General features: G+C 43.2%; 12 protein-coding genes and 1 pseudogene (1 of these 13 only partly in view). 12 read left to right on the top strand and 1 reads right to left on the bottom strand.

What is annotated here, in order from left to right:
* The first annotated feature begins 54 nt into the window (after positions 1 to 54).
* The 4 genes from F3741_09650 (at position 55) to F3741_09635 (ending at position 2485) form a co-directional block, all read left to right on the top strand.
* Complete coding sequence (locus F3741_09650) at positions 55 to 339, top strand: hypothetical protein (GenBank protein ID MZG31046.1); 285 nt, start codon at positions 55 to 57, stop codon at positions 337 to 339.
* Positions 336 to 1289 carry an HDOD domain-containing protein gene (locus tag F3741_09645; protein MZG31045.1) on the top strand — a complete coding sequence of 318 codons (954 nt, stop codon included), beginning with the start codon at positions 336 to 338 and terminating at the stop codon, positions 1287 to 1289. Before F3741_09650 ends, F3741_09645 begins: the two co-directional genes overlap by 4 nt.
* Positions 1289 to 1855 carry an HAD hydrolase-like protein gene (locus tag F3741_09640; protein ID MZG31044.1) on the top strand — a complete coding sequence of 189 codons (567 nt, stop codon included), beginning with the start codon at positions 1289 to 1291 and terminating at the stop codon, positions 1853 to 1855. Before F3741_09645 ends, F3741_09640 begins: the two co-directional genes overlap by 1 nt.
* 123 nt (positions 1856 to 1978) lie before the next feature.
* Positions 1979 to 2485, top strand: coding sequence for a hypothetical protein (locus F3741_09635; protein MZG31043.1), 507 nt, complete (start codon positions 1979 to 1981; stop codon positions 2483 to 2485).
* A gap of 171 nt (positions 2486 to 2656) precedes the next feature.
* Here the strand turns inward: F3741_09635 and F3741_09630 are convergent, their stop codons facing one another.
* Complete coding sequence (locus F3741_09630; protein MZG31042.1) at positions 2657 to 3223, bottom strand: hypothetical protein; 567 nt, start codon at positions 3221 to 3223, stop codon at positions 2657 to 2659.
* 268 nt (positions 3224 to 3491) lie between these two features.
* On the opposite strand from F3741_09630, the gene F3741_09625 reads away from it, so the two are divergent.
* The 8 genes and pseudogenes from F3741_09625 to F3741_09590 all read left to right on the top strand — a co-directional run.
* Positions 3492 to 4415, top strand: a complete 924-nt coding sequence (locus tag F3741_09625; protein ID MZG31041.1) for a tyrosine recombinase XerC — start codon at positions 3492 to 3494, stop codon at positions 4413 to 4415.
* 45 nt (positions 4416 to 4460) lie between these two features.
* Entirely contained in the window at positions 4461 to 4985 is a 525-nt protein-coding gene (gene hslV, locus F3741_09620; GenBank protein MZG31040.1) for an ATP-dependent protease subunit HslV, read from the top strand.
* A 63-nt stretch (positions 4986 to 5048) separates the two neighbouring features.
* Positions 5049 to 6407: an ATP-dependent protease ATPase subunit HslU gene (gene hslU / locus F3741_09615; GenBank protein MZG31039.1), complete on the top strand. Its 1359-nt coding sequence runs from the start codon at positions 5049 to 5051 to the stop codon at positions 6405 to 6407.
* Positions 6408 to 6451: 44 nt separating this feature from the next.
* Positions 6452 to 7357, top strand: coding sequence for an acetylglutamate kinase (gene argB / locus F3741_09610; protein MZG31038.1), 906 nt, complete (start codon positions 6452 to 6454; stop codon positions 7355 to 7357).
* 174 nt (positions 7358 to 7531) lie between these two features.
* The gene (gene hrcA / locus F3741_09605; protein ID MZG31037.1) at positions 7532 to 8593 is read left to right on the top strand and encodes a heat-inducible transcription repressor HrcA; all 1062 of its coding nucleotides are present in this window, start codon (positions 7532 to 7534) and stop codon (positions 8591 to 8593) included.
* A complete protein-coding gene (locus F3741_09600; protein MZG31036.1) occupies positions 8577 to 9224 on the top strand; it encodes a nucleotide exchange factor GrpE in 648 nt (215 codons plus the stop codon). Before hrcA ends, F3741_09600 begins: the two co-directional genes overlap by 17 nt.
* A gap of 44 nt (positions 9225 to 9268) precedes the next feature.
* Positions 9269 to 10087 (top strand): bifunctional DNA-formamidopyrimidine glycosylase/DNA-(apurinic or apyrimidinic site) lyase, encoded by an 819-nt coding sequence (mutM, locus tag F3741_09595; protein ID MZG31035.1) that lies wholly within the window; start codon positions 9269 to 9271, stop codon positions 10085 to 10087.
* A gap of 73 nt (positions 10088 to 10160) precedes the next feature.
* Positions 10161 to 11243: pseudogene (locus F3741_09590) on the top strand (DUF4080 domain-containing protein); it runs 634 nt beyond the window's last position.

The following is an 11243-nucleotide window of genomic DNA, read 5'->3' as shown; positions in this document are numbered from 1 at the left end:
GGATGGGTTATTTCGTTGAATGAAATATAGTTATCCTATGTTGCATCATCTATTGTGGCGGTGGAAACAGGAGAAGCTGATGAGGAAAAAGTAGAAGAAATTGTGTCTGAAAGGGTGATTGAAGAGCACGAAGAGGCAGGAGAAGTTATCCCGTGGGTAGCGGGAGCATTATTTCTGGTTTCTGTTGCCGGTTTGGTAAAGAAAAACTCTCATGCGATTCGTTTGTCACTAGTCATTTTAAATTTTATTGCGATTATCCCGTTGGTCTCAACTGGCGGGGAACTTGTCTATCAATATAGCGCTGCCAACTCGCACCTGCCGGAAAAGAAGCAGGAATGAAGACGCTATATCCTCAATTCAATTTTTTCTATGGTGTTACTTTAAAAAGAACATTAAACTACCCATATTGGCTAACGGTTTCGGGTACTTCAATTATGAGAGAACTCATTCTGGAAAAACTTAAGACGAGCGGTTATCTGCCCCCTCTCCCCGATGTTATCATTGCTTTACAGAAATTAATGAATGATCCTGATTGTGAGGTCGAAGATGCCAGGCGGCTTATAGCGTCGGACCCTGTCTTGTCTTCCAGAGTAATAACCATGGCCAACAGTGCCCTGTTCGGTGGAGGGAGAGACCTGGCAGAAGATATTGAGGATGCCATAGTTCGGCTGGGATTGGGAGCAGTGCTGGAGCTATGCTATACGGTAGAGCTTCCCTGTTGCATCAAAGTGCCTCAAACTATGGGCCAAACCCGTTTCTGGAAACATGGACTGGCGGTAGCCATTCTTTCACGGGAACTGGCAACCAAAGTTTTAACAGATAAAGAAGAACTGGGTTCAAGTTACCTGGCAGGCCTGGTTCATGATATCGGTTTGCTGGTCTATGATTACCTGGTTCCTGACCAGTTCAGTGAATTTCTAAAAACCACTGACTTTATCAACTCCGATCAACCCTTGGAAATACTGGAAAAAAACTTTTTTGGTATTTCCCACTCTGAGTTGGGAGCGGCTTATCTGAAAGAGTGGTGGCCTATTTCTCCAAAGGTCGTGGAGGCAACAGCAGCTCATGGTAGATCTGGTCTGGAAGTAGATCAAATACCCGACCTGACCCGTTTGGTAAGCACCGCAAACCGGATAGCCAATGTATATGACCTGAGTCATCCTTATGAAACCAGTCATGCTTCTATTGATGAGAACTGCCTGGCTGCCCTTAATATGTCCAAAGAGGAATTAGACGAACTGGTGGATTGGGCCCAGGTCGGACTTCTTGCCGCAGAATCGGTTCTTTAATGTCAAGCAGTGTCTCACCCGAACGCGAAGGATTGACCCGGGCAAAAGTTTCCCGGTTTCTTGCTCTTCCTTTCAGCCCATCAAGACTGAAAACCTTCATGAAAGTGAAACGGTTTGAGGAAATTCCCATCAACAAGCTTCAGGAAATTGGCCTTGAAGGGATTCTAATAGATGCTGACGGCACACTCACTCCCCACCATCAAAGTGAGTTCAGTCAATCGGTCATAAATCATGTACGTTCCATGCTGGAAAAAGGGTTTAAAGTGGCCATTTATACCAACGCCTGGGAAAACCGTTTTAAACCTTTTTTGGAAATTGGTACACAAGTAGTTGCTAACGTGCCAGCCAAACCTGATCCGCGGGGATTTCAAATCGCCATGACCGAATATCTTGATATGGATGACCCATCCAAGGTATGCATGATTGGGGACAGCTATATCACAGATGGTGGAGCCGTTGATGCGGGGATGAAGTTTATCCATGTCAGGCCAATTAAAGGAAACGAGCCCTTCTTTCATTCCGCAACCCGTTTTATTGCCTATCTATGTGCTAAAATATACGGATAAAACCCCTTTCAGAATTATCTTTGTTGCAAACCGGATATATTTTTAGGGTTTACTTCTTTCTTCAATACAAGAATAATAGCTAGAAGATAGACAGATAACTTTTACCTATCAAGTTTAGGAAGTATGGAATTCGAACAAGTTCAAGTATATTGCGAGGAAGCTAAAAATATTGCAAAAAGTGAAGGAACACATGCAGGACTTTCTTATCTAATTGGAGAAAAGTTTGGCATCAACCTTGGCCTTCTCAAAAAAGCAAGGCAAAAGCTTCAGTTTCTCTACCCCAATAATGATATGTCAGAGGACCACCCTCTTAACCAGGGAGGACGTTCGCTAAAGATGAGCTATGCTTTGACCATACAAGAGCATTACAGCGGACCTCTTGAGCAGGTTAAACAACAAGAAGCTCTTCTGAATGAGTTTGCTAAAGCTATCCTCAACACATTCAGACAGGACGAAATCAAAAGTTATCTGGAATCTTCACCCAATCTTAGCAGCGAATACGACGCTCAGGAATCGGAAGAGTTGGATATGGGAAGCGAGGAGATATTTTCCGCTGAAGATCTATTAATGGAAGCAGAAGAAATTCTGATTCTTGAAGATATAAAAAAAATGCTAATACAGGATCATTAAACTTAAAACCTATGGAACCCCCTCCAGTACTTAAACAAAGCACACGGCTTATACTAGCATTTATAATCCTTTGCGCCTGCACTGTATTGATTCTTTTTACCGGGCCGGGGTTCAGTTTTGTCTGGCAGGTTATTTTATCCAGTATACTCTTCTTTTTCCTGTTCTGGCTGGTCACTTGAAGGCGAGCCACACTATTGCCAACAACGCCATTCCTGCCAGAGCCAACCCAGAAATCGCAAGGGATTTTACAGTTGGCAGGTCTTTTTCAAGCTTATGGTTGACCGGCTCCAGGGATGACTGAATCGACTTATCAAGTTCCTCTTTGACCTCATTTAAAATTTCCATTTTCACGTAGCGTGTGTTTTCGGCAACGAGCTTGTCGAGGTCTTCCAGTATCTTCCTGGTGATTTCCGGGGTCGCTTTCACCAACTCCTGTTGCACAGCTTCAAGTCCGTCTTCATTCAACCGCATCATTTTGCGGTCAATCTCCTCCATCTTTGTTCTAATGGCCTTTTCAACTTTTGGGCCTATATTCTCCTGTATTCGCTCCATTGAGTCCCGTGCATTAGCCAGCGACTCGTGCAGGTGTTCCTGGATTTCTTCTTCCAATGCTTCTTTTCTGGACTCTACATGTTCTGCAAGAATATCCAACCTCTGGCGGATTTCTGACACAGTTTTAAATCCTTCTCGGGCCTGCTGCTGCTCACGTTCAAATTCCGGGTTCATCGAATCAGTCATTTTTCATTCTTCTATATATTTTAATACCTTCTTAATTAGATGTAACAGGCTGTACAAGGTATCAAAAATTCCAGATAAAACCAGGGTCTAAATTAAATAGTTCAGTCTGAATTTATCGTCAATTGCCTGAAAACTTAACCAATGTATAGGCTGGCTTCCGGCATATCTGCCCGCTCTCCAGCATAACGAAAAAATCTCTTTCGGCCCAGCTTGACTTAACCCATGCGGTCAGGTATCTTGATACCATTGATAAATAAAGGGTTATTTAGTGGAAAAGGTCATACAGGAATTTAAGGACTACCTGCTTGTGGAGAAAAATGCTTCTCCAAATACAGTGGATGGTTATATGAACGATATCGCACAATTTCAGGATTTCCTGATCCACTCAGGTCATTCCAAAGATGACTCTTCCTTTCAAATAAAGCAAATAGACAGGTTGGCAGTGCGCTCATTCATGGGCTTCCTTTATGAAAAGAAGTATTCGGGCACAACCATGCGGCGCAAGCTTTCAACCTTAAGCTCATTTTTCAGGTTTATGTCCCGGGAAGGGTATGTTAAGAACAATATCGCTAAAACTGTGCCTGCACCCAAGATGCAGAATAAGTTACCTGCTTACTTTTCCGTTGATGAAATGTTTCGCCTTTTAGATTTGCCAGAAGGCGTTGGTTTTCTTCCTGTTCGCGACCGTGCTTTGTTGGAACTATTTTATAATTGTGGCTTACGCATCAGTGAACTGGTCGGCTTGACAATTAATAACACCAATCTGGACTCTCGCATGATAAAAGTGCTGGGTAAAGGTGGAAAGGAACGCATGCTGCCAATGGGTAACCATTGCGTGGAAGCTTTAAAAACATATATTAAAGCTCGAAATGCCAAAATCAAACAGCCCGGCACAAACCAGTTGTTCTTGAATAACCGTGGTGCGGGAATTTCTGTTAGAGGGGTACGCAAAGTAGTGGATAAATATATCAAGCAGGGGAATTTCGCTGGTGGAGTCTCACCCCACTCGCTCAGGCATTCGTTTGCCACCCATTTGTTAGAAGGGGGAGCAGATTTGCGCTCGATTCAGGAGCTATTGGGCCATTCCAGCCTGTCCACCACCCAGAAATACACACATTTAACACTCGACAGATTGTCAGAGGCCTATGATAAGGCACACCCTCGTGCCAAAGAAAAACTCGCTTTGGAATAATTTAACCTCCATTTTTTTACTGAGATCAGTACAATACTAAATATGATGCACGCAACCACAATACTCTCTGTCCGCCATAAGGGCAATGTCGTCATCGGCGGTGACGGACAAGTCAGCCTTGGTAATACGGTAATGAAACATACGGCAAGCAAGGTTCGACGAATGTACAACGATAATGTAATCGGCGGCTTTGCAGGTTCTACCGCAGACGCCTTTTCCCTGTTTGCCCGGTTTGAAGAAAAGCTTGAAAAATTCCAGGGCAATTTACCCCGCTCGGCAGTGGAATTGGCTAAAGACTGGCGCACTGATAAAATGTTGAGGCGTCTTGAGGCAATGCTGATTGTTGTCGATAAGGACCACTCTCTCCTGCTTTCAGGAACGGGAGATGTTATCGAACCCGATGATGGGGTGTTGGCTATTGGCTCTGGAGGCATGTTTGCGTCCGCCGCCGCCAAAGCACTTGTTCAACACAGCGATCTTTCCACAAGGCAGATAGTAGAAGAATCCATGAAGATCACAGAGTCGATATGCATTTATACAAACTCTAATTTAACCATTGAGGAATTGTAGTTCATGAATGAAACAGTAGTCACCCAGTCTGACAATACTGCCCAGGATGCCAATGAAAAGCTCATGGCATCATTAACACCGAAACAGATTGTTGAGGAACTGGATAAGTTTATCGTTGGACAAACCAATGCAAAACGGGCCGTAAGTATTGCCCTGCGTAATCGCTGGCGGAGGCTACAGTTATCCAGCTCCCTTCGGGATGAGGTGGGCCCAAAAAATATTCTTATGATAGGACCAACGGGAGTGGGAAAGACGGAAATAGCCCGCCGACTGGCAAAACTTTCGAAGTCTCCTTTCATTAAGGTAGAGGCCTCCAAATATACGGAAGTTGGATATGTCGGTCGTGACGTGGAATCTATGGTCAGGGACCTGGTGGAGTTGTCTAAAAATATGGTTAAAGAAGAAATGGAAACCACCATTCGTGCTGAAGCCCGGGAACAAGCTAAAGAAAGGCTTCTTGACTTACTTCTTCCTCCGCCAGCAGGACTACAGGGAAAACCTGGCTTCAACCTTGATTCAAATGGCAAATTACATTATGAGCAAACCCGGGAAAAATTCGCTCAGATGTTAAAGGAAGGAAAACTCGATGATCGTGAAGTGGAAATCCAGATACGCGATCAAATGCCATCAATCATCGATATGAATGCTGGCGCGGGTATGGAAGAAATGAGCAATAATATAAAGGACATGCTGGGTTCGATATTGCCTCAGAAAACATCCAACAAAAAATTGAAAGTACCTGATGCCTTCAAGGCTCTGTGTCGGGAGGAAGCAGAGAAATTGCTGGACCAGGAAAAAGTCACGAAAGAAACCATTAAACGTGTGGAGCAAAACGGAATTATCTTTATTGATGAGATTGATAAAATTATCGGCCGCCAGTCTGGGGGAACCAGTAGCCCAGACGTCTCTCGCGAAGGTGTTCAGCGCGACCTGCTGCCTATCGTTGAAGGTTCATCAGTAAATACTAAATATGGGATCGTGAAAACCGACCATATCCTTTTCATAGCGGCTGGTGCATTTCATTCGGCCAAACCGTCTGATCTGATTCCTGAGTTTCAAGGCCGTTTTCCCATACGTGTCGAACTTGATTCCCTGACCAAGGAAGATTTTGTCCGCATTCTTACAGAGCCTGACAACGCTTTGGTCAAACAGTACATTGCTTTACTGAAAACCGAACAGGTCAACCTGAGTTTTCTGAATGATGCGATTAATCAGATTGCTGAAATGTCGGCTTTAGTAAACCAGCGGACAGAAAATATAGGCGCACGACGGCTCCAAACCATCATGGAAAAATTTCTGGAAGAAATATCTTTTGACGCCCCGGACCTGGAAAATAAAAACATCGAAATAGATGCCGACTATATTCGAGAAAAATTAAAAGACATTATCCAGAATGAAGACTTGAGCCGTTATATCCTTTAGCGGAGGCCTCCCGCTTAAAACTGAAACAACCTGCAGACTTGTCTATGAAAAAACTCATCAACAAAGCCGAAAACCTTTTAGAAGCACTACCATATATCAAGAATTTTTACGGCAAAACCATTGTCATCAAATACGGTGGCAATGCCATGGTCTCTGATGACCTCAAGGAAAACTTTGCTCTCGATATCATAATGATGAAATACATCGGTATCAACCCGGTCGTGGTTCATGGGGGAGGTCCGCAAATAGACAAAACTCTCAAGGCTTTGGGGATCAGGTCGGAATTCATACAGGGACAGCGCGTGACAAACAAAGAAACCATTGACGTAGTAGAAATGGTTCTTGGTGGAAAAGTTAACAAGGAAATCGTTTCACTGATTAATCATCAGGGTGGAAATGCGGTTGGTATTACTGGAAAAGACGGTGATCTGATACTGGCAAAACGGCATAAGAAGGTGAAACATTCTCCGGAAACAGATCGTCCAGAAATTATCGACCTGGGATTAGTAGGCGAAATCACTAATGTGAACCCTGATATACTGGAAACCCTTGATCAAAGTGGGTTCATTCCCGTTATAGCTCCAATTGGAAGGGGGGAAAACGGAGAAACTCTCAACATCAATGCGGATTTTGTCGCCGCAAAAATCGCTTCAGCTTTAAAAGCAGAAAAGTTGCTTTTAATGACCGATACCGAAGGTGTAAAAAACAAAGACGGAAAATTATTGACTGGCCTAAGCCGGAAAAACGTGAACGACCTGATACGCAGCAAAGTAATCCGTGATGGCATGCTTCCAAAAGTCAACTGCTGCCTGGATGCCCTAAAATCCGGAGTTCATAAAACCCACATCATTGATGGACGCGTTCGCCATGCCCTATTACTGGAAATTTTTACTACAGAAGGCGTTGGAACACAGATCGTAGAAAAAGCTAAAGACCTGACTCCAGAATAACCAGCATTCGGCATTCTTCAATTCTGGGTATTATCTTATCTCCTTGCTTTGATGGGACACATACCGGGTGATGCAGGATTCTCTTATAAGGCTATATGTTGACAAAATTTTTGTGGGTTGCTAATTTAATAAACGTAAACATAGATATTTAAACCTTTAGCCCTGTCTAATGTAATGAGCTTGCCCTTATTAGATGAAAGAAGCAAAGTTGTTCTATTGACAGTTATCGATAAATACATCGAGACTGCCGAACCGGTTGGTTCTCGCACGGTTGCTAAAATTCATCCAGAACACCTCAGCCCGGCAACACTCAGAAATGTGATGGCAGACTTGGAAGAAAAGGGTTTTCTGAGTCAACCCCACACATCGGCAGGCCGTATACCTACCGACAATGGCTACAGGTTTTATGTGAACCATCTTTTGCGTCCACAAAACTTTCTCATGAAAGCCGAGGTGCTATCAGACAGTTATGAGCTTGAGTATCCAGCCGGGAAACAAAACCTCCAGGGCATACTTGAACAGGCATGTGAAAATCTGTCTACAGTTTCAAAGCAAACGGGGTTAGTCATGCTCCCAAGTTTTTCAAGCGCCTGTTTCAAACACATTGAGTTTACCAAAGTAGGACCCCAGGCTGCGTTGGCCGTCTTTTTTTCCGAACAAGGTATATTGCAAAATAAAGTTCTACCTATTGATTCTGAGATGACTCAGGATCAATTAACCTCTATCTCTAATTACCTCAATAGCGAGTTCAGCGGAAAACCCATACGGTGGATAAGACAAGAGCTGCTTAAACGTCTGAAGGTTGAAAAAGAACACTATAATAACCTGGCAAGAAAAGCACACGACCTTTCTTCAGCCCTGTTTTCAGAAGAACATAAGAATAACGAATTGCTGGTCGAAGGTGCTTTGAATTTTCTGGATCAACCGGAATTCACAGAAGATATTGGAAAAATCAAAGCTCTGCTTGCAACTCTTGAAGAAAAAACAAAGTTGATAAACCTGCTTGACCTCTGCCTGCACCATGATGGGATGACCATCTTGATCGGCGAAGAAAACCTGCAGGAAGAAATGGGAAATTGCAGTTTAATTGCGCAAAATTACCAGTTGGGGAACGACAATGTAGGCACATTGGCTGTATTTGGTTCCAAAAGAATGGACTACAAACGCATTATTTCAATTGTGAATCATACCGCAAAGAAGGTCTCAAAGTTAATTTCGGATAATCAGGGAGTTTGAAAAAGTGACATCAAAAGAAAAAGTTTCGCAGGAACCGGAGGACACTTCAGAAACTTTGGATCCAGAGGTCCTGGAGCCGGAGGAAGAAGCCACTGCTAAAAAAGAAAAAGAATTAAGCCCGGTAGAGAAACTTCAGGAACAGCTCAAGAAAAAAGATGAGGAGCTTGCTGAACAAAAAAATGAATTCCTGAGGGAAAAAGCAGACCTGGAAAACTTCCGCAAACGGTTGATCAAAGACAAGGCCGATTCCGTTCAATTTGCCAATGAAAAGCTCCTGAAAGAGCTGGTTCAAATTGATGACAATATGGATAGAGCATTAAACGCCCCGAACACTTCCTTACAGACATTAAAGGAAGGCGTAGAAATGATCCAGAAGCAACTCGCCTCGTTTCTCAAAAACCATAAAGTGGAAGCCATTGAAGCGATAGGAAAGACTTTTGATCCTAATCTGCATGAAGTCATGACTCAGGTAGAGTCTGAAGAACACGATGAAAATACAATAATGCAGGAATATTCCAAGGGATATACATTAAATGGACGAATTCTTCGTTCCGCAAAAGTTGTGATCGCAAAAAAACCCTCAAAAGAATCCACACCTCCCGAAAAAGAAAGTGTTGAAGGTGAAGAATAACAGGTTAACCCTGCCACGGTCTGAACAGGTCCTCCTTTGTATCAATGCCCGAACTGCCTGAAGTTGAAACTCTGAAAAGGTCATTGCTACCGCTCGTAGTTAATAATACCTGCACAGCCCTGAAGTTCTTTCGAAATGACATCCGGTTTCCCATTCCTAAGTCTACTTTGAAGAAAAGAATGGTGAACCAGGTTGTTTCTGAAATCCAGCGTATCGGAAAATATCTGCTCTTAAAGGTGCCGCAAGGGTCAATGCTATTGCACCTCGGTATGAGCGGACGAGTTACGTTACAAGATTCAATAACCCCCCGGGAAAAACACACTCATGCTGTTTTCCAGTTTGGAAGTGACACCTTTCTTCACTTTATTGACCCCAGGCGATTTGGTTGTATTCTCTGGGTACCTGAAAATGGAAGACACCCTTTACTAAACAAACTGGGGCTGGACCCATTTTCACAAGAAGCCAACGCAAAAACTTTGAAAGGAATTGCCAGAAATTGTCGGTCACCCATTAAAACTTTTATCATGGATGCCCGACGCATCACTGGAATAGGCAATATTTATGCCTGTGAATCCCTTTACCAGGCCGGCATAAACCCCAAACGCAAGGCAGGAAAAATAACACTCACCGAATGGGAGACTCTAATATCCTGCATACGTTCTACCTTGATGAAAAGTATTGAATCTGGAGGAACGACCCTGCGTGATTTTTACAACCCCAACGGCACTGCAGGATATTACAAGGTGAGCCTGTCTGTTTACGGCAAAGAAGGTTTACCTTGTCCGAAATGCAAAACACCCATTATCCGCATGGTTCATTCAGGCCGGTCCACTTTTTTCTGCAAATTATGCCAGAAAAAGTAATCAAGCTTGTCTTGCCACACCATCAACCTATATGATGGGTCATATTTATAAAATATAAGGGCAAAGATTGGATATGGACCGTTCTATCGGACTCATAACACTTAACGCAAAATACATTCACTCTTCTCTGAGTATACGCTATCTGAGAAATGTAACCCGTGGTGCGGGCTACAAGAATGTATGGATCCGTGAATATGTCATCAATCAGCCAATATGGAAAATTTCCGCAGAGATACAAAAACTCAAGCCAGATGTTTTGGGAATCGGCATTTATATATGGAACAGGAATCAGAGCCTGGAGTTGATCGAACGTCTAAAAAAACAAATGCCGGACTTGAAAATAGTAGCAGGTGGACCAGAAGTGTCTTTTGAAAAAGAGAATCCCCTCCCCTGCCCGGTAATTTCAGGAGAAGGTGAGAACAAATGGTTGGAGTTTCTTGAGCTGACCCGCAATCATGAGAGTCTAACAGAAGAAGTTACCAAACGCTGGCAACATTACGGAACGGACCTGCCAGAGCTCATTGCTCCTTATTTGAAAGAAGACTTCCAGAACCTTAAAAACAGAATCGTATATTTTGAAACATCCAGAGGCTGCCCTTACCTTTGCTCATTCTGTTTGTCAGCGCTGGATAAAACAGTGCGATACTTTGATGAAAAAATCATACATAGCCAGATCAAGGAACTAATAGATGCGGGCATTCGGAAAATCAAATTTGTCGATCGCACTTTTAACCTCAAGCCCGATCGAATGAAAAAACTGATGCAATGGCTGATGCAGTTTGAGGGAAACGAATTTCATTTTGAGGTGGTAGGAGATATTTTGACGGATGACATCCTTGACTTTTTGTCTACTGTTCCTCATGGAATGTTTCAATTTGAGATCGGCATTCAAACAACCACAGACTCTGTCCAGAAAACCATCCAGAGAAAACAGGACAACAATAAACTTTTCAGAACAATCAAACAACTGGTAGAGCAGGACCGGATACATTTTCATTGTGATTTAATATTCGGTTTGCCGGGGGAAACACTGGAAGATATTCAGAAATCATTTTCAGATATAATGGCTCTTAGGCCGCATGAGTTGCAACTGGGATTTTTGAAGTTCCTCCCCGGAGCACCCATCAATGATATTATTGAAACGGAGCAATACCAA

The organism is Nitrospinota bacterium (genome assembly GCA_009873635.1).
Classification (GTDB): domain Bacteria; phylum Nitrospinota; class Nitrospinia; order Nitrospinales; family VA-1; genus LS-NOB.
The sequence above is the reverse complement of the archived record's forward strand: the minus strand, read 5'-3'. Positions and strand labels throughout refer to the sequence as shown.